Source organism: Bradyrhizobium sp. YCK136, assembly GCF_044570075.1.
In the GTDB taxonomy this organism is placed as follows: Bacteria; Pseudomonadota; Alphaproteobacteria; order Rhizobiales; family Xanthobacteraceae; genus Bradyrhizobium; species Bradyrhizobium diazoefficiens.
Window position 1 is genome coordinate 6,100,060 of sequence record NZ_CP172424.1, and the last position, 19,957, is coordinate 6,120,016.

16 protein-coding genes are annotated in these 19,957 nt (G+C 66.1%); 3 read left to right on the plus strand and 13 right to left on the minus strand.

Translation table 11 applies throughout. The features are described 5' to 3' along the window. Nucleotides 1-60: 60 nt before the first annotated feature. The 4 genes from ACFLEY_RS29630 to ACFLEY_RS29645 are packed head-to-tail and all read right to left on the minus strand — an operon-like array spanning nt 61 to nt 5,791. Complete coding sequence (locus ACFLEY_RS29630) at nt 61-1,266, minus strand: 2Fe-2S iron-sulfur cluster-binding protein (RefSeq protein ID WP_396604274.1); 1,206 nt, start codon at nt 1,264-1,266, stop codon at nt 61-63. Further along, nucleotides 1,263-2,099 (minus strand): xanthine dehydrogenase family protein subunit M, encoded by an 837-nt coding sequence (locus tag ACFLEY_RS29635; protein WP_060911343.1) that lies wholly within the window; start codon nt 2,097-2,099, stop codon nt 1,263-1,265. Before ACFLEY_RS29635 ends, ACFLEY_RS29630 begins: the two co-directional genes overlap by 4 nt. Beyond that, a complete protein-coding gene (locus tag ACFLEY_RS29640) occupies nt 2,096-4,489 on the minus strand; it encodes a xanthine dehydrogenase family protein molybdopterin-binding subunit (protein WP_060911342.1) in 2,394 nt (797 codons plus the stop codon). Before ACFLEY_RS29640 ends, ACFLEY_RS29635 begins: the two co-directional genes overlap by 4 nt. A gap of 9 nt (nt 4,490-4,498) precedes the next feature. Next, nucleotides 4,499-5,791, minus strand: a complete 1,293-nt coding sequence (locus ACFLEY_RS29645) for an amidohydrolase/deacetylase family metallohydrolase (protein ID WP_060911341.1) — start codon at nt 5,789-5,791, stop codon at nt 4,499-4,501. Nucleotides 5,792-5,950: 159 nt separating this feature from the next. On the opposite strand from ACFLEY_RS29645, the gene ACFLEY_RS29650 reads away from it, so the two are divergent. The 3 genes from ACFLEY_RS29650 (at nt 5,951) to ACFLEY_RS29660 (ending at nt 9,102) form a co-directional block, all read left to right on the plus strand. Then, the gene (locus tag ACFLEY_RS29650; RefSeq protein ID WP_060911340.1) at nt 5,951-6,445 is read left to right on the plus strand and encodes a MarR family winged helix-turn-helix transcriptional regulator; all 495 of its coding nucleotides are present in this window, start codon (nt 5,951-5,953) and stop codon (nt 6,443-6,445) included. Between the two features lie 289 nt (nt 6,446-6,734). After that, complete coding sequence (locus ACFLEY_RS29655; protein WP_063824281.1) at nt 6,735-8,153, plus strand: cytosine permease; 1,419 nt, start codon at nt 6,735-6,737, stop codon at nt 8,151-8,153. Between the two features lie 4 nt (nt 8,154-8,157). Beyond that, nucleotides 8,158-9,102, plus strand: a complete 945-nt coding sequence (locus ACFLEY_RS29660) for an acetamidase/formamidase family protein (RefSeq protein WP_060911338.1) — start codon at nt 8,158-8,160, stop codon at nt 9,100-9,102. Between the two features lie 2 nt (nt 9,103-9,104). On the opposite strand, the gene ACFLEY_RS29665 is transcribed toward ACFLEY_RS29660, so the two are convergent. From ACFLEY_RS29665 to ACFLEY_RS29705, 9 genes are all read right to left on the minus strand, one after another. After that, the gene (locus ACFLEY_RS29665) at nt 9,105-10,091 is read right to left on the minus strand and encodes an ABC transporter ATP-binding protein (RefSeq protein ID WP_211433312.1); all 987 of its coding nucleotides are present in this window, start codon (nt 10,089-10,091) and stop codon (nt 9,105-9,107) included. Next, nucleotides 10,088-11,077 (minus strand): ABC transporter ATP-binding protein, encoded by a 990-nt coding sequence (locus ACFLEY_RS29670; RefSeq protein WP_060911336.1) that lies wholly within the window; start codon nt 11,075-11,077, stop codon nt 10,088-10,090. The genes ACFLEY_RS29665 and ACFLEY_RS29670 overlap by 4 nt, the downstream gene beginning before the upstream one ends. Before the next feature lie 19 nt (nt 11,078-11,096). Beyond that, entirely contained in the window at nt 11,097-12,017 is a 921-nt protein-coding gene (locus ACFLEY_RS29675) for an ABC transporter permease (RefSeq protein WP_060911335.1), read from the minus strand. Beyond that, on the minus strand, nt 12,014-12,955 hold the full coding sequence (locus ACFLEY_RS29680; RefSeq protein WP_060911334.1) for an ABC transporter permease: 942 nt from the start codon (nt 12,953-12,955) through the stop codon (nt 12,014-12,016). The genes ACFLEY_RS29675 and ACFLEY_RS29680 overlap by 4 nt, the downstream gene beginning before the upstream one ends. A 17-nt stretch (nt 12,956-12,972) precedes the next feature. Continuing rightward, entirely contained in the window at nt 12,973-14,577 is a 1,605-nt protein-coding gene (locus tag ACFLEY_RS29685; RefSeq protein ID WP_060911333.1) for an ABC transporter substrate-binding protein, read from the minus strand. Nucleotides 14,578-14,719: 142 nt separating this feature from the next. Then, nucleotides 14,720-16,390 (minus strand): ABC transporter ATP-binding protein, encoded by a 1,671-nt coding sequence (gene nikE / locus ACFLEY_RS29690; RefSeq protein WP_211433311.1) that lies wholly within the window; start codon nt 16,388-16,390, stop codon nt 14,720-14,722. Next, nucleotides 16,387-17,235 carry an ABC transporter permease gene (locus tag ACFLEY_RS29695; RefSeq protein ID WP_060911331.1) on the minus strand — a complete coding sequence of 283 codons (849 nt, stop codon included), beginning with the start codon at nt 17,233-17,235 and terminating at the stop codon, nt 16,387-16,389. Before ACFLEY_RS29695 ends, nikE begins: the two co-directional genes overlap by 4 nt. Continuing rightward, nucleotides 17,232-18,266 carry an ABC transporter permease gene (locus tag ACFLEY_RS29700; protein WP_028172067.1) on the minus strand — a complete coding sequence of 345 codons (1,035 nt, stop codon included), beginning with the start codon at nt 18,264-18,266 and terminating at the stop codon, nt 17,232-17,234. The genes ACFLEY_RS29695 and ACFLEY_RS29700 overlap by 4 nt, the downstream gene beginning before the upstream one ends. Nucleotides 18,267-18,294: 28 nt before the next feature. Continuing rightward, on the minus strand, nt 18,295-19,914 hold the full coding sequence (locus ACFLEY_RS29705) for an ABC transporter substrate-binding protein (protein WP_060911330.1): 1,620 nt from the start codon (nt 19,912-19,914) through the stop codon (nt 18,295-18,297). Between the last annotated feature and the right edge of the window lie 43 nt (nt 19,915-19,957).

Consider the following 19,957-nt stretch of genomic DNA (forward strand, 5'->3'; position numbering starts at 1 on the left):
CCAACGCTGTTGATCTCTAGGCAGTCCAGCCTTCGTCACTCCGCGGCGCGAGCGCGCCGATCATTCCGCGCCACCTTTTCCAGTGAAGACGCGGCCAAACATGCGCACGAGCCGAGCACGCAAAACGTCCGATGCAAGCGACCAGAAGCTGAGCTCCGCCGGGGCCGCCGCCCCCGACGGCGCGCCCGACATGTGGCGGTCAAGATTTCCCGCGAACTCAGCGACCAGGCGTCTGGCGAGATCGCGCACGAGGCCCGGCCGGCCGACCTGCGCCAGCATGCCCGTGAGCGTGTAGCCGATCGACGGGTCGACCGCGGTCGCCGCGCCGCCATCGAGCGGGATCAGGCGATAGCGGATTTCGCCTTGCGTCGCCGAATGGCTGCGCTGGTCGGTGCCGATGCCGACGATGCGGCCGGAGAGCGTCGCGGGATCGCGTTCGACGCGCGCGGCCCCCTCGAAGCTTGCTGCGATCGGCCCGAGCCTGACGCGGATCACGCCTTCGACATGCTCGGGCCTTGGCGGCGCCGCGAGCGATACGCCGGGAAGGCAGGCTGCAATACCCGCGATATCATCGAACATCGCGAACACTTTCGCCGGTGGATACGGCAGCGAGAAGCGCTGATCGAGAACGGTCGCTGGGGTGAAGTCGGGAATTCTGCCCGGTGCAGCACTCTCTGACACCGGCGCTAACGCCTGTCGCGTAGGCTGCAGCGACTGCCGATCTTGATCGGGTGCGGCTCGCCCCGATCCGGCGGGGCCGAGACTGGTCCGGCCACCGTCGGCCTGCGGCGCAATGTTGCGCGCACGCCTCGTCCCGATCACGGACTGCACGGCGCGCACGATGCCGACATAGCCGGTGCAGCGGCAGAGATTGCCGCTGAGGCCGACGCGAATGCGCCGCTCGTCGGCGTCAGGCAGGCGCAACACCAGGTCGCGCGCCGAGACCAGCATGCCGGGCGTGCAATAGCCGCATTGCAGCGCGTGCTCCCGGGTGAAGGCGGCGCGCAACTCGGTGGTGACCTCGTCCTCGTCGAGGCCTTCGATCGTGGTGATGTCGGCGCCTTCGCAGGCCACCGCATAGGTGATGCAGGAGCGCGCCGGCACGCCGTCGAGCAGCACCGTGCAGGCGCCGCAGACGCCATGCTCGCAGCCGAGATGGGTGCCGGTGAGATCGAGCTTTTCGCGCACGAAATCGGCAAGGCTGGTGCGCGGCTCGGCCGAGACCTCCACCGCACGCCGGTTGACCTGAAGCGAGACCGTGTTCATGCCGCGGCCTCCAGGACGGCGCGCTTCAACACGCTGACATGGATATGGCGCTGCGCGGCATCGTCGATGCCGGCCTTCATCAGAAGAGCGTCGACGACGCGGATGTCGAAACGCTGCTTGTAGTCGGCCGCAATCCGGCCGCCGAACAACCCGGCGGCATCGGTCACGACGATCGGCGCCGTATCGATCGCACCGATCACGATGCGCGCGGTGGCGGTGGCCGGGTCGACCAGCACCGCGCCGATGGCATGGGCGAACTCGCCGGTCTTGCGGCAGCTCTTGGCATAGCCCCAATGCGCGGAGGCCGATCGGGCCGGCACGTGAATCGCCTCGACGATTTCGCCGGCGTGCAGCGCCGATTCTAGCGCACCGACGACAAACGCCTCGATCGCCATCGTGCGCGCACCGGCAAGACTGCGCAATGTCACCTGCGCACCCAAGGCCGCGAGCGCCGAAATCCAGTCCGCGGCGGGATCGGCATGGCTGAGCGAGCCGCCGATCGTGCCGCGGTTGCGCACGGCGCGGTACGCGATGTTGGCCGCGACGCCGCGCATGGCGCCGCGGGTCACGTCGGCCGTGCGTCCGTCCTCGATATCGGCATGCGTCACGAGGGCCCCGAGCACCAGCCCGCCATCGCGAAGCTCGGCCTGCTTGAGCTCGGCAAGCCCGGAGATGTCGACGATCAGCTCCGGCTGCACCAGCCGCAGATTGAGCATGGGCCCAAGCGACTGGCCGCCGGCGATGATCTTCGCCGATCCGCCTGCCGCTGCCAGCATCGACAGCGCCGAATTGAGATCGCGCGGGCGTTCATAAGCGAAGGGCGCCGGTTTCATGCCGCGCTCCTTTCGCCCGCGCGAGCGGCCAGCACAGCCGCGACGACGCGATGCGGCGTGATCGGCGACTGCATCAGCTCGACACCGAGCGGGCGTAGCGCGTCGTTGACGGCATTGGCGATCGCGGCGGGCGGGGCAATCGCACCGCCCTCGCCGATGCCTTTCACGCCGAACTGCGTATAGGGCGACGGCGTCTCCATGTGATCGAGGCGCGCCGCCGGAACCTCGGTCGCGCCGGGAAGCAGATAGTCGGCCAGCGTCGTCGCCAGCGGCTGGCCGGAGGCGTCGAACGGCATCTCCTCGTAGAGCGCGGTGCCGATGCCCTGCGCGAGACCGCCATAGATCTGGCCGTCGACCACCAGCGGATTGACCAGCACGCCGCCGTCCTCGACGATCACGTAGTCGAGGATTTCCACCTCGCCAAGATCAGGATCGACCGCGACGACGGCCGCATGCGCGGCGTAGCTGAACGTCCCGCTGTCGCGCACGGGCTTGTAGCCCTGCGTCACCTCGAGCCCGCCGGGATCGACATCGGCCGGCAGATCCTGCGGGCGGCGATACCAGGTGTGGGCGATCGCCTTCAGACTAACGCTGCCGTTGGCGCCACGCACCTCGCCGTTCTGCAAAACGACCGAAGCCGGCTCGTGCTGCAACAGTTTGGCACCGATGCGCCTTGCACGTTCGCCGAGCTCGCGGCAGGCCGCCGCCACCGCACCGCCCGCCATCACCATCGAGCGCGAGCCCCAGGTGCCGGTCGAATAGGGCGTCATCGCGGTGTCGCCGAGGATGATGCGGATCTTTGCGACGTCTATTCCCAGCATTTCATGCGCGACCTGGGCGAGCGTCGTCTCCATGCCCTGCCCATGCGAATGCACGCCGACACGCAGCTCGAGACCGCCATCCGGCGTCAGCCGCGCCGATGCCTGCTCATGGCCCGGCACCATCGGGATGCCCCAGCCGGCATAGACCGACGTGCCGTGCGCGGCCTGCTCGCAATAGATGGAGACGCCGACGCCGATGCGGCGGCCATCCGCCCTGCCCTGCTTTTGCTTCGCGCGAATGGCCTCGACATCGATCGCGGCGAGCGCGCGGCGCATCGCTTCCGGATAATCGCCGCTGTCAAAATGCTTCCTGGTGATGTTGTCGAACGGCATCTGTTCGGGGCGCACCAGATTGCGCAGTCGCACCTCGCCGGGCTCGAGCCCGGCCTCCACCGCGACGAGGTCGAGCATCAATTCCAGCGCAAAGCAGACGCCGGTGCGCGCGACGCCCCGGTAGGGCAGGATCGGACATTTGTTGGTGGCAACCGAAAAGGTGCGGCAGCGATAGGCCGGCATCTTGTACGGACCGGGCAGGATACTCGCGACCTGCGCGGCCTCGAGACAGGCGGAGAACGGATAGGACGAGTAGGCGCCGGAATCGACCGTCGCCTCGCAATCGATGCCGCGCAAGGTCCCGTCGCTGTTAGCATAGACCGTGATCTTGTAATGATGCTCGCGGCAATTGGAGCTGGCGACGAGATGCTCGCGGCGATCCTCGGTCCAGCGCACGGGGTGGCCGCAGCGCATCGTCAGCCAGGACAGGCAGACCTCTTCAGGCAGCAGAATTCCCTTGTGGCCGAAGCCGCCGCCGACATCGGGCGAGATGACGCGGATCTGGCCCTCCTCCATGCCGAGGCATTCGGCAAGGCCGCTGCGCGTGATATGCGGCATCTGCGCCGCGGAATGCAGCGTGAGCTGGTCGAGCCTGGCATCGAAGGTCGCGACCACGCCGCGGCCCTCCAGCGGCGACATGCATTGCCGCGCGGTGGAGATCTCGCGCGTCACCTTGATCGGCGCGTCGAGCGCTAAGGAGATGTCGACCTCGTAATTGGTCTCGAGGAAGACGTTGTCGCCCCAATGCTCGTGCACCAGCGCCGAGCCCGGCTCGCGCGCCTTCAGCATGTCATAAACCGCGGGCAGCTCCTCCAGATCCAGCGTCACGGAGGCCGCGATGTCCTCGGCCTCGACCCGCGTCGGCGCGAGACACATGGCGACGAGCTCGCCGACCTGGCGCACCTTGCCGGTGGCCAGCACCGGCTGCTCCGAGATCTTGAAGCCCGGAAGTCCTGACACTGCGCGGATCGGCTTGATGCCGACGAGGTCCGCCGCCGTGAACACACTGCCGCGATAATTTTGGGGCACGTGGATGCCGCGGATGCGCGCGTGCGCGAGCGGGCTGCGCACGAAGGCGACATCCTGAAGGCCCGCAAGCCTGATGTCCGCGACGAACTGGCCGCGGCCGCGCATCAGGCGGTCGTCCTCCTTCCGCGGCAGGCGCACGCCGACGCCCTGCCCGGACCTTCCAGAAGGAAACTCTCGCTCGTTGCGCAACTCCGCGCCCTCCTTCACCGCCCGGCCTTACGCCGCGACGGCCTGCGGCAGGATCGGGGCGACCGCGTCGAAGCGCGCGCCGGCACGCAGGCAGAAGGCCGGCTGCAGCAGGCGCTCGGCGATCACCTCGTTGTTCTCGTTGTCCTTGAGGATGAAGCGCCCCTTCTTCTCCGAGAGCACGGAGACGTCGGCGTCCATGCCGACCTTGAGCGCGCCGATCTCCGCGCTGCGGCCGAGCATCTTGGCCGGATTGGCGGTGACCATCGGCACCACCTGCTCGAGCGACAGGCCGAGCGCCATCATCGAGCTCATCGCCTGGACCAGGCTGAACTTGGCCTGCCCCGCGAAGGGATGGTTCTCCTCGTCCTCGTGCTGGTCGGGCGTTCCGGCCGGCGCGGGCACATGGGTGTTGTAGCCGTGGATATCGGCGCCGAGCGTGGTCGGAATGATGCCGGCGGCGATCGCCTTCTTCGCAAGCCGGTACGAGAAATGGCTGCCGTGGCCGACATCGACCTTCAGGCCGCGATCGAGCGCCGCCTGGATCACCGGATGCACCTCGCCCTCGCGGTTGACGAAGCCGCCGGGATGGCGCGTGAAGGGATGGGCGAGAACGTCGCCCTCGCGCAAGAGCGGGATCACACGCGTGAGGATGGTGTCGGCATCTTCGCCATTGGCGCCGCTCTCGGGCAGGCCCCAGAGGCGGCCGAAATGGACATAGACAGGCAGATCGGCGCGCTTGCCGATCTCCGCCGCCATCTCGATGACGCGGATGCCCCAGCGCGCGAAGCCGCCGATCTCGGCATGGGCCTTGATGCCGCGCACGATGTCGAGATTGGCCGTCGCCGCCTTGACGGTCGCATCGATGTCGACGCCGTCGGGGCTATAGAGCTGCGGATAATAATGTCCTTCCAGTCCGCCGACGAGATAGGCCGACAAGAAGGCGTAGACGCGCGAGGCCGAGGGCTCGGCGATGAAATGACGAAACCCGGGCAGCGTCATGCAGGACGGGCCGCCCTGGTCGACCAGCGTCGTCACGCCCGACTGCACGCCGACCATGTCGGGGTTCATGCCGAAGCGGCCCGAGACATATTGATAGACGTGCGCGTGGGTATCGATCAGCCCGGGCAGCACCAGCTTGCCCGTGACGTCGACCACTTCCTTCGCGCTGGTCGGCAAGATGTCCGGCGCGACCGCCGCGATCTTGCCGTTGCGGATCGCAACATCCCTGATGCCGTCCACGCCCGAGGCCGGGCAGATCACGCGACCGCCTCGCAGCAGAAGGTCGAAGCTGGCAGTGACGGAGCTGGCAGTAGAAGGCATGGCGCTCTCCTTGATTTCGTACGGGCGGTTGCCCCGCCCTCGAATTACGAAGCATGCTTCGTATTTTACAAAAGCAAGCTTCGTGCCATGATCTGGCGGTGGCGAGCGCACGAGAATCGAGCTAAGCGCGAGCGAGTTTTTGGGTTGGGAGAGCGTGCATTGCGGCAAGCACAGAAGCGTCGCAGCGGGGGCAAGCACCGCCCCTGGCCATTGTCGCAACGTCCCGGCTATCTGATCCGGCGGCTGCACCAGATTCACGTCGCGCTGTTTCAGGAAGCGTGCGGCGCGTTCGAGGTCACGCCGCTGCAATACAGCCTGCTCTCGGCGCTGGCCGTGCGCGAAACCGCCGATCAGACCACTTTGGCGGCCGATATCGCCCTCGATCGCACCACGACGACCGGTGCGCTGAAGCGGCTCGCTGCACGGAACCTGGTCGAGCGCGCCATTAACAAGGACGATCGCCGCGCGCGCCTGTGCCGATTGACGCCTGAAGGCGCCGCGCTTCTGGTCAAGATCGAAGGCGCGGCGCGACGGGCGCACCGTGCGACGCTCGGCGATTTGAGCCAGCGGGAACAGGCGCTCTTCATCGAAATGATGCAGCGCATCGTGGCCGGCAACCCAAGTCGCGACAGCGCCGCTGCCCTATTCGATTAGAAGCGGCTGCTGCGCTTTGGGGTGGGGCTGCTTAATTTATCATCGTACCGCTGCAGGACCATGCAACGTCTTTTGCCTCTCACCCGCAAGCGCGCGGAGGAGATCAGCGTCTCCCGGGCACGGTGGCGAACCGGCGCGTGAGTTCAGGGCACGCTTGAAATTCCAATGACAATCCGGCGCAAACCTCATTGCATCCGGCATCGGCGCACGCCCTGCTCCGGCGGTTGTGCAACCAATGGCACGATTTATGCTGCAACGATGCGAAGCGTGCTTCGTATTGGGGGATGTCATGACGGATTCCGAACTTCGCGCTGATATTCACAGCATCGAGCCAATTCCCGATGCGGACCGGGACTCGACCGGACCGCAGCAGATGTGGATCTGGGCCGGCGCCAACATCGCGCCGGTCAACTGGGCGCTCGGCGCGCTCGGGATCATCCTGAAGCTTGGGCTGATGGAGACGATCGCGGTCATCGTGCTCGGGAACATCGTCGGCTGCGCGATCTTCGCGACCTTCACCGTGATGGGGCACAAGACCGGCGTCAACCAGATGGTGCTGAGCCGGTCCGCGTTCGGCGTCCGCGGCGCCTACCTGCCCAGCATCCTGATGTTCGTGATGACGCTCGGCTGGATCGGCGTGAACACCTACTTCCCGGTGAAGGTTTCGATCGGAATCCTTGGCCAGTTCGGCGTGCCCGACACCTGGCTGATCGAGATCGTCATCATCACGCTGGTGATGGCGGCGCAGGTCCTGATCGGCGTCTACGGATTCTACGCGATCCGCACCTTCGAGAAATACACGGTGCCACCCACCATCGCCATCATGGTGCTGATGAGCGTGCTGGCCTGGACGCGCCCCGGCGTCGTCAACTGGAGCCTCACGACCTCGCTGCCGCCGGGCGCGCATCTGGCGATGCTGACGCTGCTGATGACCGCGATCGGCGTCGGCTGGGGCATTTCCTGGGTCACCTGGGCCTCCGACTATTCGCGCTTCGTGCCGAAAAGCGTGCCGTCGAAATCCGTCTTCTGGTACAGCTATATCGGCATGTTCGTGCCGACGGTCTGGCTCGGCATCCTCGGCGCGACCATCGCCTCGACCACGCTGGACACCGATCCCGCAAAAATGGTCAGCGCGGTGTTCGGCGGGCCGGTCAGCATCCTCGTGTTGCTGATGGTGCTGCACGGCCCGATCGCGACCAACATCCTCAACGTCTACTCGGCGACGCTGGCGGCGCTGAGCGCGGGGCTGAAGTTCTCGCGCTTCTGGCTCACCGTCATCGTTGGCGTCGCCGGCTATCTGGTCACGCTGTACTTCATCTTCGCGCCGTCCTTCGCCAAGGCGTTCGACAACTGGATGATCAGCCTCTTGTTGTGGATGAGCCCGTGGGCCGGCGTGGTGCTCGCGGACTTCTTCCTCAAGCGGAAGGGCAAGATCGACGTCGCCGAGCTCTATCGCTCGCCGGAGACCAGCGCCTATGGCGACATCAACTGGGCCGGCATGATCGCGTTCTTCGCCGGCCTTGTCGCCGGATGGCTGGTGGAAGACGGCCTGGTCGGCGCGCTTCAGGGGCCGGTCTCGATCAACCTCCTGGGCGGAGCCGATCTGAGCTGGCTTTTCGGGATCGGGGTCTCGGGGCTGGTCTATCTGGCGCTGGGCAAGCACGTCACGTCGCCCTCCTCGATCGTTGCGAGCAGCGCAGGCCGGTGAAGGCATGGACCACATTCTGCGATCCACTCCTGGAAACGTCCAGTGGGGACTCTGGGACGGACGGCTGAAGCCGGTGCTCCGGATCGCATCCGGAGACCGCGTGACCATCGAGACGCTCTCGGGCGAGCCGGACGACCTGCCCGATCCGTCGCTCGGTTTTGATGTCGTGCCCGGACATGCGGAGGTGCTCGCAAGCGCCTTCCGCGGTCCGGGGCCGCACCTTCTCACCGGGCCTGTCTACATCGAGGGCGCCGAGCCCGGCGACGTCCTCGAAGTGCGCGTGCTGAGCATCGAGCTGCGCTGCAATTGGGGCTGGAATCTCCAGGTCCCGGCGCTCGGCACTCTCCCTGAGGATTTCCCCGAGTTCCGCCGCATCCACATTCCGCTGGACCGCGCGCGCAACGTCGCAAAGCTCCCCTGGGGCCAGGAGCTGCCGCTCGCCCCCTTCTTCGGCAATTTCGGCGTCGCGCCGCCGCTCGCCTGGGGCCGGCTGTCCTCGAAGGAGCCGCGGGCCTTCGGCGGCAACATGGACAACAAGGAGTTAGGTGCCGGCAGCACGCTCTATTTTCCGGTCTTCGTGCCGGGCGCGCTGTTCTCCGCCGGCGACGGCCACGCGCTCCAGGGCGACGGCGAAGTCTGCCTGACCGCGATCGAGGCGGCGCTCACCGGCACCTTCGAATTCCACGTCCGCCGCGATCTCCGCCTCACCTCGCCCCGCGCCGAGACGGCGTCCGACTGGATCACCATGGGCTTTGACGAGGATCTCGACGACGCGGCCAAGGCCGCGCTGCGCGACATGATCGCGCTGATCCGCGAGCACAGCGGCCTCAGCGCACAGGATGCCTATACGCTCTGCTCGATCGCCGCGGACCTCAGGGTCACGCAGATGGTCGACGGCAACAAGGGCATTCACTGCGTGCTGGCGAAATCCCGCATGCCGTGCCTCTAAACTTATGGTGCCTCTAGTGCCTCGTCGAGGTGGCACGCCACCCACTGCTCGGGTCCAGTCGTCCGAAGCACCGGCTCTTCCGTGCGACAACGGTCGAACACGTACGGACAACGGGTGTGGAAGCGGCATCCGCTCGGCGGATTGATCGGGCTCGGCACGTCGCCGCCGAGGATGATCGGGTTGCGCTGGGCGCCCGGCTCGGGCAGCGGCACCGCTGAGAGCAGCGCCTTGGTGTAGGGATGCCTTGGCGCGGCAAAGATCTCCCGGCGCGGCGCGACCTCGACGATCTTGCCGAGATACATCAGCGCGACGCGATGGGTCATGTGCTCGACGATGGCGAGGTCATGACTGATGAATAGCAGCGCGAGGCCGAATTTCTGCTGGAGGTCCTGGAGCAGATTGACGATCTGCGCCTTGACCGAGACGTCGAGCGCGGAGACCGCCTCGTCGCAGACGATCAGCTCTGGCTCGGCCGCCAGCGCCCGCGCGATCCCGATGCGCTGGCGCTGACCGCCGGAGAACTCGTGCGGCCGGCGGTTCAGCGCCTCGCGCGGCAGGCGCACGGTGTCCATCAGAGACGTGACGCGCACCTCGAGATCTTCCGCGGATTTGGCGAGGCCGAAATTGCGGATCGGCTCCGCGAGAATGTCGCGCACGTGCATGCGCGGATTGAGGCTGGAGAACGGATCCTGGAACACGACCTGCACGCGCCGGCGCATCTGGCGCATCGTGGCCGGCGCGGCATCGTCGATGCGCTGGCCGTCGAGGATGACCTGCCCCGAAGTGATGTCGAACAGCCGCAGGATGGCGCGGCCGACCGTCGATTTTCCGCAGCCGGACTCCCCGACCAGCGACAGCGTCTCGCCGCGCGCGATCTCGAAGGACACGCCGTCGACCGCATACACCCATTCGGACTTGCGGCCGAACAGGCCCTTGTTGACCGGAAAATGCTTCTTGAGGTCGTTCACCTGGAGCAGAGGAGGACTCATGCCGCGACCGCTCCCTTCGCCGCGTAATGACAGGCCGCGACGTGGCGTGGGCCCTTCTCCTCGAGCCCCGGCGCATATTGGCGGCAGAGATCGGTCGCGAGCGCGCAGCGTCCGGCGAAGACGCAGCCCGTGATCGGCTTGCGGAGATCGGGGACTTGCCCGGGAATCTCGGCCAGCCGTCTTGCGGTGCCTGTCAGCGACGAACCAAGCCGCGGCACGGCACCGAGCAAACCTTGCGTATAGGGATGCCGGGGCGAGCGAAACAGCTCGGCGACCGGCGCCTCCTCGACCTTGCGGCCGGCATACATGACCATGACGCGCTCGGCGATCTCGGCAACGACGCCAAGATCGTGCGTGATCAGGATGATCGCAGCACCGACCCGGCTCTTGAGGTCGAGCATCAGCTTGAGGATTTGCGCCTGGATGGTCACGTCGAGCGCCGTGGTCGGCTCGTCCGCGATCAGAAGTTTTGGATTGCACGCCAGCGCAACGGCGATCATCACGCGCTGGCGCATGCCGCCGGAGAGCTGGTGCGGATATTCGCGCACGCGCCGCTTCGGCTCGGGAATGCCGACCAGCGTCAGCATCTCGATCGCGTGCGCCTCGGCGGCCTGCTTGTCCAGGCCCTGGTGGATCATCAGCGTCTCGCGGATCTGGCGGCCGACGGTCAGGACCGGATTGAGGCTCGTCATCGGCTCCTGGAAGATCATCGAGATGTCGTTGCCGCGGATGGCACGCATCTCGCGGTCGGACAGCTTGAGGAGGTCCTTGCCCGCGAAGCGGATGCTGCCTGCGATCTTGCCCGGCGGCTCCGGGATCAGCCGCATCAGCGACATCGAGGTCACCGACTTGCCGCAGCCGGATTCGCCGACGATGGCGAGCGTCTCGCCCTCGTTGACATGGAAGGACACGCCGTCGACCGCGCGGTTGATGCCGCTGGGCGTACGGAAGTGGGCCTGAAGGTCTTCGACTTCGAGCAGCGCCATCGTGATCAGCCTCGCAACATCAGAGGCTCTTGGCCATGCGCGGATCGAGCGCATCGCGAAGGCCGTCGCCGAGCAGATTCACGGCAAGCACGGTGACGGACAGGAAGGCCGCCGGAAAGAACACGATATAGGGCTTGACCTGCCACAGCGCGCGGCCCTCGGCCATGATGTTGCCCCAAGACGGAATGGTGGGCGGCGTACCCGCACCGATGAAGGACAGGATCGCCTCCGTGATCATGGCGCTGGCGCAAATGTAGGTCGCCTGGACCAGCATGGGCGCGAGCGTGTTGGGAAGGATATGGCGGATGATCATCGGCGTGCGCGTGCCGCAGGCCACCGCCGCATCCACATAGGGCTGCTCGCGCAGCGACAGCACCACGCTGCGGACGAGGCGCGAGACGCGCGGGATCTCGGCGATGGTGATGGCCAGGATGACGTTGCCGACGCTGCCGCGGGTCAAGGCCATCAGCGCGATCGCCAGCAGGATCGGCGGGATCGACATCAAGCCGTCCATGAAGCGCATTAGGATGCCGTCGGCCCAGCGGATGAAGCCGGAGACGATGCCGATGGCAAGGCCCACCGCAGACGCGAACATCGCAACCGACAGGCCGACCGTGAGCGAGACCCGCGCGCCGAAGAGCACGCGCGAATAGATGTCGCGGCCGAGCACGTCGGTGCCGAACCAGTAGTCCGCCGACGGCGCGCGCGTGCGCTTGGCTGGCGCGAGCGCGGTCGGATCGACCGTTCCGAGATAAGGCGCGAAGATCGCGATCAGGACCAGCGTCAGCAGCAGCGCACCGCCGATGGCGACCGTCGGATGACCGCGCAGGAAGCCGATGAAGCCGCGCCGGATCTTGACCGGCCGAAGGATCTCCGGCAGTTGCGGCGCGAGGACTAGACCGGCCGGGAGCGATTGCGGGTTGACGGTGGTGTCGGTCAATAGCGGATCCTCGGGTCAACGAGCGTATAGATGACGTCGATCATCAAATTGACGAGGACGTAGACGAAGCTGAACAGCAGCACGATCCCCTGGATGACGGGATAGTCGCGGCGCAGGATCGCATCGATCGTGAGCCGGCCGAGGCCGGGAATCGCAAACACGCTTTCCGTGACGACGGCACCGCCGATCAGGAGCGCGATGCCGATCCCGATCACGGTGACGATCGGCACCGCCGCGTTCTTCAGCGCATGAACAAACAGGATGCCGCCCTGCCCGAGGCCCTTGGCCCGCGCGGTGCGGATATAGTCCTGCTGCAGCACTTCGAGCATGGTGGCGCGGGTGATGCGCGCGATCAGCGCGATGTAGACACAGCCCAGCGCGACCGCCGGCAAGATCAAGTTCTCCAGCCAGGGCCAAAAGCCCTGGGCAAGCGGCGTGTAGTCCTGCACCGGCAGCCATTCCAGTTCGAGCGCGAAGATGTAGGCAAGCATGTAGCCGACCACGAAGACGGGCAGCGAGAAGCCGAACACGGCAAAGCCCATGATGACGCGGTCGATCAGGCTGCCGGCTTTCCACGCCGCCACCACGCCGAGCGGCACCGCGACCACGATGGTGAGCAGCAGCGTGACGATCATCAGCGACAGCGTCGGTCCGAGACGCTGCCCGATCATCGTCGAGACCGGCAGGTTGGTGAAGATCGAGGTGCCGAGATCACCGTGCAGGATGCGCCAGACCCAGCTTCCGAACTGGATCAGGAACGGCCGGTCGAGACCGAGGCTCTGGCGGATGCGCTCCACATCCTCCGGGCTCGCCTGATCGCCCGCGATCACCACGGCCGGATCACCCGGCGCGATGTAAAGCAGGCTGAACACGAACAGCGCGACGATTGCCATCACCGGCAAGGTCGCGACGATGCGACGGAGGATGTAGGAGAGCATCTGGCTTCAGCGCGCGATCATGCGGATTTCGACACGCCCCAGAAGAACGGCAGCGGCCCCTTGGTGATGCCGGAGACGTTCTTGCGCCACGCGGTGTAGCTCAGGAAGAAGCCGGTCGGCGCGTAGACGACGTCATCGAGCGCCGCCTTGTTGAGGCGGCCGATGGCGGCTTTCTCCTCATCGAGGTTCTTGGCCTCGAACCAGGACGCGACCTCCTTTTCGGTGCCGGGGCTGGTGGGCCAGCCGAACCAGGCCTTGTCGCCGTTGGCGCGAATGGCGGTGTACGGCGCAGGGTTGATGCAGTCCGCGCCCGCATGCCAGGTGTGGAACATGTTCCAGCCGCCCTGTCCCGGCGGCGTCTTCTGTGCACGGCGCGAGCCGACCGTGCCCCAGTCGGTCGAGACGAAATCGACATTCATGCCGAGCTTCTTGAGGAGGTCCGCGGTCACGTCGCCCTGCGCCTTGGTGATCGGCTGGTCCTGCGCCACGAGGCACGTCACGGGCTGGCCGGAATAACCGCTCTCGGCGAGCAGCTTCTTGGCTGCGTCGAGATCGCGCTTGCCCTTCAGGATCTCGCCGCCCGCCTCGGAATAGAGCGGCGTATCCGGCGTGAAATAGCCGGGCAGCGGCTTCCATAACGCGGTGTCGTCGCCGACGATCGCGCGCATGTAGTCTTCCTGGCTCATTGCCATCAGCACCGCGCGCCGCGCCCGCACGTCGTTGAAGGGCGGATACAGGAAGTTCATGCGGAACGAGCCGACATTGCCGAGGGGATCGCCAATGTCGACGCTGATGTTCTTGTTCTTCTTCAGGACCGGAACGAGGTCGGCGATCGGGCTTTCCCACCAGTCGACCTCGCCGTTCTGCAAGGCGGCGGCCGCGGTCGCCGGATCCGGCATCACGATCCATTCGATGCGGTCAACCATGATCTGCTTGCCGCCGGCCAGCCACGACGCTTTCTCCTGCCGCGGCGCGTAGTCGGCGAACTTCTCGAACACCGCCTTCGCGCCGGGCACCCATTCGCCCTTGGCGAACTTCATCGGCCCGGAGCCGACATAGTCGGTGATCTGCTTGAACGGATCGGTCTGCGCGATGCGCTCCGGCATGATGAAGGCGCACGGCGAGTTGTTCTTGGCCAGCGCGTAGAGCAGCTTCGGGAAGGGCTGCTTGAGCACCCATTTGAAGGTGCGATCGTCGACGGCAGTCAGCTCCTGCTGAAGCGCCTTGATCATCAGCCCCATCGGATCGCGCGCCGACCAGCGCGTAAGGCTCGCGACGACGTCCTTGCTCAGCACCGGCTCGCCGTCATGGAACTTGAGCCCCGGCCGCAATTTGAACGTCCAGGTCGTACCGTCGTCGGTGACTTCCTCGGACTCCACCATCTGGCGTTGCGGCTGGAGCGAGGAATCGATGCCGTAAAGCGTGTCCCAGACCAGCGCCGCAGCGTTGCGCACGACATATTGCGTGCCCCAGATCGGATCGAAATTGGCGAGATTGGCCTGCGGCACGAAGCGCAGGGTGCGCGCCGCGGCACCCTGGGCGATCGCCGGGGCCGAAAGGCCGCCCGTCAATGCCAGGCCGCTTGCGCCAGCCAGTCCCTTCAATACGGTCCTGCGATCCATGAAGTCCTCCCAGTAATGCCGTGATGCCGGCCAGTCATTGGCCAAGAGCAGTGAAACCGAAGCCCATTGGCGTGCAAATGGTATGCCAGTAACCAGGCCTTCGCCAGCGGGATCTCATCGTCACTTTTGGTCGATCGAGACCTCAAAGCGCCGCCGCCAGCGTCGGCCCGGTCTCGATATGCGGGATCGCCTCGACCAGCTTGCGCGTGTAGTCGGTCTTCGGATTGTCGAACAGCGCCCGGCTCTCGCCCTGTTCGACGATGCCGCCATTGCGCAGCACGATGGTGCGATCACAGAGCATGCGCACCACGTTGAGATCGTGGCTGACGAACAGCAGCGCGATGTCGTTCTCGCGGCGCAAGCGATCGAGCAATTGCAGCACCACCGCCTGCACGGAGACGTCGAGCGCGGCGGTCGGCTCGTCCAGCACCAGAAGCCGGGGCCGGCAGGCGATGGCGCGGGCTATGCCGACGCGGGCCTTCTGGCCGCCGGAGAGTTGGTGCGGGAAGCGCGGCAAGAGATCGAGCGGCAGCCCCACGCGCTCCGCGCATTCCTCGACCCGCGCGCGCAGCGCGTCGCCCGCCCGCATGCCGTCGAGCCGCATCAGGGGATGGGCGATGCAGTCGAAGGCGGTAAAGCGCGGGTTGAGGCTCTCGTTCGGGTCCTGGAAGACCATCTGAATGTCCTTGCGCAAGGACGAGCGGTGAAAATCACGCGACGCCACATGACCGATCGACTGCCCGTCGAACACGATGTCGCCTTCGCTCGGATCGATCAGGCGGCAGATCATCCGCGACGTCGTGCTCTTGCCCGAGCCGGACTCGCCGACGAGACCGACGCTCTCGCCGCCGGCCATCGTCATCGAGAAGTCCGCGACCGCCGCAGAGCCCTGGTCGAAACGTTTCGCAAGCTTCCGCACTTCCAGCAGCGGCGGCGTACCGTGCGCGGGCTCCTGCCTCGGCATGTTGACAACCGCGGCGTAGCCTTCCCGCTCCTCCTCCGTCACGAGATCCTCGATCCGGGACGTCGCGGTCGGCGATGCCGCAACGAGGCGCCTGGTGTAGGCGTGCTGCGGCGTGGTGAAGAGAGTCCTGGGACTGGCCTCCTCGACGATGCGTCCGCGCTCCATCACCGCGATGCGGCGGCAGTAGCGCGCCGCGAGCCCGAGATCGTGCGTGATCAGGATCGTCGCCATGCCGCGCGCGGCGGCGATGTCCGCCAGAAGATCCATCACCACCTTCTGCGTGGTGACGTCGAGGCCGGTGGTCGGCTCGTCGGCAATCAGCAGTGCGGGATTGCAGGAGATCGCGATCGCGATCATCACGCGCTGGCACATGCCGCCGGAGAGCTCGTGCGGATAGGCGTTCATCCGCGCCTCGGGGTCGCGGATCTGGACCGCGCGCAGCAGCTCCAGCGCCTCGGCGCGCGCGGCGTCCTTCGAGACGCGCTTGTGGGTGAGGATCGCGTCTGCGATCTGCAAGCCGATCGCCCGGATCGGATTGAGCGCCGCACGCGGGTTCTGGAAGATCATGGACATGGCGGCGCCCTGGAGCCGACGGAGATCGTCGCCCCGGAGTTTTGTCACGTCCTGCCCGCGAAACAGGATCTTGCCGCCGGTGACGCGGCCGGCCGCATCGAGCAGCCTTGTCGTTGCGAACCCCGTAACCGACTTGCCCGAGCCGCTCTCGCCGACGAGGCCGAGCATCTCGCCGGCTTCGACGGTGAGCGTGACCCCGCGCACGGCCTCGACCATGCCGCGCCGCGTCGAGAACGAGACGTGGAGGTCGTCGATCCTGAGCAGTTCCTTGCTCATGTGCGCATGCGGGGATCGAGAATGTCCCGCATCCCGTCACCGAGGAGATTGAAGCAGAGCACGGCCAGCATCAGCGCAAGGCCGGGGAAGGCCACCAGCCACCACCGTCCGGTCGAGATGAAGCGCGCGCCCTCCGCGACCATGATGCCCCATTCCGGCGTCGGCGGCTTGACGCCAAGGCCGATGAAGGACAGGCCCGCCGCATTCAGAATGGCCCAGCCGAGGTTGAGCGAGATCTGCACCGCCATCGCCGGCAGGATGTTCGGCAGCAAAAAGCGCAGCACCACCGAAAAGTGGCTCTCGCCGCAGGCGCGCGCGGCTTCCACCCAGCCGACATTGCGCCGGACGTTGACCTCGGCCCGCGCGAAACGGATGTAGAAGGGAAGATTGATGATCGCGGTCGCGATCACGATGTTCTCGATCCGGTTGCCGAGGGCCGCGACCATCGCCATGGCGAGCACGAACAACGGAAAGGCCATCATGACGTCGACGAAGCGGCCGACGCCGCGGTCGAGCCTGCCGCCGGCATAGCCGCAGAACGAGCCGACGACGGCACCGATCAAGAAGGAGATGCCGACCGCGGAGACCGCGATGGCAAGGTCGAGCCGCGCCGCGATGACGAGGCGGCTGAACACGTCGCGCCCGAGCTGGTCGGTGCCGGCGAGATGGGCTGCGCTCGGCGGCTGCAGCGCTTCCGAAACATTGGAGACCACGGGATCGTAAGGCACGATCCAGGGGCCGAAGATCGCGAGCAGGACGAACAGAAAGACGCCGGCCGCGGCGACGGCCGTAAGCGGATTTCCGCGCAGGATCCAGACCGAATGGCGAAGGGTGGCGCTGGTCATTCGATCGACACCCTGGGATCGGCGATACCGTAGCAGACATCGACCACGAGATTGACCAGCACAAAGAGGCTGGCCATCAGCAGCACAAAACCCTGCACCGGAGCATAGTCGGAGGACAGCAGTGCATCGAGTGCGTAGGAAGCCACGCCCGGCCACGAGAACACCTTCTCCACCAGGACATTGGCGCCCAGCATGGTCGAGAACACGATGCCGGCAATGGTGATGACGGGGAGAATCGCATTGCGCAGCGCATAGGTGACGACCACCTTGCGCCACGACAGCCCGACAGAGCGCGCGGTGCGCACGAAATCGCTGCCGAGCGAAACCAGCATCGAGGCGCGCGTGATCCGCGCCAGCGGCGCGATCACGAACAGGGCCATGCTCACCGCCGGCAGGACCAGCTGCTTGCAAGCTGCCCACCAGCCTTCAAAATCTCCTGCCAGCAGGAAATCGATCGAGAGGAAGCCGGTGCGCTGCGGCGGCAGCGAGGTGAAGACGTCGATCCGGCCGGTTGGATCAGGCGCGAGCCCGAGCAGGTAGTAGAAGACGTAGATCAGCAGCAGGCCCGACACGAAGGTCGGCACGCAGACGCCGAGCGCGCAGAACAGCCGCACGCCGTGATCGACGATCGACCCCGGCCGCAGCGCCGCGACGACGCCGAGCGGCACCGCTGCGATCAGCGCGATCAGCAGCGCGGTGAAGGTGAGCTCGAGCGAGGCCGGCAGCCGCTCGCGCAGATCCTTCAGCACCGGCTGCCCGGTCATCATGGAGCGGCCGAGATTGCCGTGGCCGATGTCTGAGAGGTAGAACACGAGCTGCTCCGGCACCGACCTGTTGAGCCCCATCTGCTTGCGGATCTGCTCGATCTCCTCCTTGCCGGCGTTGGGCCCCGAGGCAAAGAACACCGCGGGGTCGCCGGGTAGAACGCGCATCAGAAGAAAGGTGAAGACCAGCACGCCGAACAGCGCCGGCAGCGACGACAGAAGCCGCCTGCCCGCCCGGATCATCGTTGCGCCAAGACCGGTCATCACCTTTCAGAGCCCCTCTCGTTTGCCGATCTCACTTGCGGCTGACGTCGCGATAATCCACCTGGCGGTGGAACTCGTAGGTATAGCCCTCGATCGACGACGCCATCACCGCGTCCTGGTTCGGCTGCCACAGCGGAATCTGCGGCATCTCGCTGAAATGGATCGCGTTGAGCTTGCGGCCGTCTTCCTCGTACTTGGCCTTGTCCGGCTCGAAGCGGGCTTCCTGCGCGATCGCGACGAGCTCGGGATTGTTGATGGAGCTGTAATTCCAGCGCTGATTGCCGGTGTAGAAGTTGCGGTAGAAGTAGTCGGTCGACGGCAGCCAGGCGACGATGCCTTCGGTGAAGAACGGCAGCTTCTTCTCGTTGATCTGCGTCGACATCTGCGCATCCGGCAGCTTCTGAATGTCGACCTTGATCCCGATCTTCGCAAGCGATTCCTTCACCAGCGACGCCATCGGCTCGGCCGTCGAGGCCTGGCCGACGTTGAAGCTGAAGGTGGTCGCAAATCCTTCGGGAAGGCCGGCGGCCTTGAGATATTCGCGGGCCTTGTCGAGATCGGTCTTCACCGGTGCCTGGAACGGATAGATGCCGTTCACAGGCTTGCCATCCGGCCAGCTCGCGCCGAACAGCGGCGCGCCGCGGCCGAACAGCGCGGCCTTGAACATGTCGTCATACGGCAGCGCGAAGGCGATGGCGCGGCGGACATTGACGTTGTCGAAGGGCGGGATCTGGTTGTTCATCGAGACGAAGGTGATCGCATTGTACTGCGGCGTCGAGATCACCCTGAGCTTGCCCTTGGCCTCGAGCGACTGCACGTCGCTGGCCTGGAGATCGACGACGATGTCGGCATCGCCGCGCTCGACCAGGTTGGCGCGGGTCGCCGGCTCCGGCACCGACTGCACGATCACACGCTTGAAGAAGGCGGGCTTGTTGGCCGAGCCGCGGTTCCAGGACTCGTCACGCTTGAGGATCACCTGCTCACCCGGCTTGAAAGTCTCGACCACGTAGGCACCGCTGCCGGCGGTGTGCTCCTTCAGCCAGGCGGTCGCCCAGGGATCATCCGCGGTCGCGTGCTCCTTGGCGATCTTCGAGTTGATGATCATGGGATAGACGGTCGCCAAATTCGGCAGCGCGAGCTTGTCGGGCTTCGGCAGCGTCACCTCGATGGTGAGGGGATCGATCACCTTGAACTGATCGGCCGACGTCAACGAGCCGGTCAGGAGCTGCGCCTTGCCGAGGATCGGCGCGGTGACGCAGCGATCGAGCGACCATTTCACGTCCTCGGCGGTCACGGGCGAGCCGTCCTGGAACTTGGCGTCCTTGCGCAGGCGGAAGGTGAGCTTCAGCCCGTCGGGACTGACGTCGTAGGATTCGGCGAGCTCGCCGGTGATCGTGTCGAGATCGAACACCCATTTGCCGTTGAGCTGCTTGCGGCCGAACGCCACCAGCCGGTCGTAGGTGCTCATGCTCAGCGCGAAGGACTCGCGCGTCGAGCCGGGGATGTTGGGATCGAGCGTGTTGACGGATGCGCCGGTCACATAGCGCAGCGTTTCCGCCCTGGTTTGGGCCTGCGAAGGCGCGTTCGCGATGAGCAGAAGCGCAACAGTGGCAAGCATCGAGGACGCCGGCCTGAAATACACAAAACGCATTCGTTTTTCCCTGAATTTCGACAAGAACGCCAGCAAGGCAGGT

Excerpts from the sequence above, each read along its gene's own strand:
- ACFLEY_RS29655 (WP_063824281.1), top strand. The coding sequence starts at position 6,735 with ATGACGGATTCCGAACTTCGCGCTGATATTCACAGCATCGAGCCAATT.
- ACFLEY_RS29645 (WP_060911341.1), bottom strand. The coding sequence starts at position 5,791 with ATGCCTTCTACTGCCAGCTCCGTCACTGCCAGCTTCGACCTTCTGCTG.
- ACFLEY_RS29680 (WP_060911334.1), bottom strand. The coding sequence starts at position 12,955 with ATGCTCTCCTACATCCTCCGTCGCATCGTCGCGACCTTGCCGGTGATG.
- ACFLEY_RS29660 (WP_060911338.1), top strand. The coding sequence starts at position 8,158 with ATGGACCACATTCTGCGATCCACTCCTGGAAACGTCCAGTGGGGACTC.
- ACFLEY_RS29695 (WP_060911331.1), bottom strand. The coding sequence starts at position 17,235 with ATGACCAGCGCCACCCTTCGCCATTCGGTCTGGATCCTGCGCGGAAAT.
- ACFLEY_RS29670 (WP_060911336.1), bottom strand. The coding sequence starts at position 11,077 with ATGGCGCTGCTCGAAGTCGAAGACCTTCAGGCCCACTTCCGTACGCCC.
- ACFLEY_RS29685 (WP_060911333.1), bottom strand. The coding sequence starts at position 14,577 with ATGGATCGCAGGACCGTATTGAAGGGACTGGCTGGCGCAAGCGGCCTG.
- ACFLEY_RS29635 (WP_060911343.1), bottom strand. The coding sequence starts at position 2,099 with ATGAAACCGGCGCCCTTCGCTTATGAACGCCCGCGCGATCTCAATTCG.
- ACFLEY_RS29665 (WP_211433312.1), bottom strand. The coding sequence starts at position 10,091 with ATGAGTCCTCCTCTGCTCCAGGTGAACGACCTCAAGAAGCATTTTCCG.
- nikE (WP_211433311.1), bottom strand. The coding sequence starts at position 16,390 with ATGAGCAAGGAACTGCTCAGGATCGACGACCTCCACGTCTCGTTCTCG.
- ACFLEY_RS29705 (WP_060911330.1), bottom strand. The coding sequence starts at position 19,914 with ATGCGTTTTGTGTATTTCAGGCCGGCGTCCTCGATGCTTGCCACTGTT.
- ACFLEY_RS29630 (WP_396604274.1), bottom strand. The coding sequence starts at position 1,266 with ATGAACACGGTCTCGCTTCAGGTCAACCGGCGTGCGGTGGAGGTCTCG.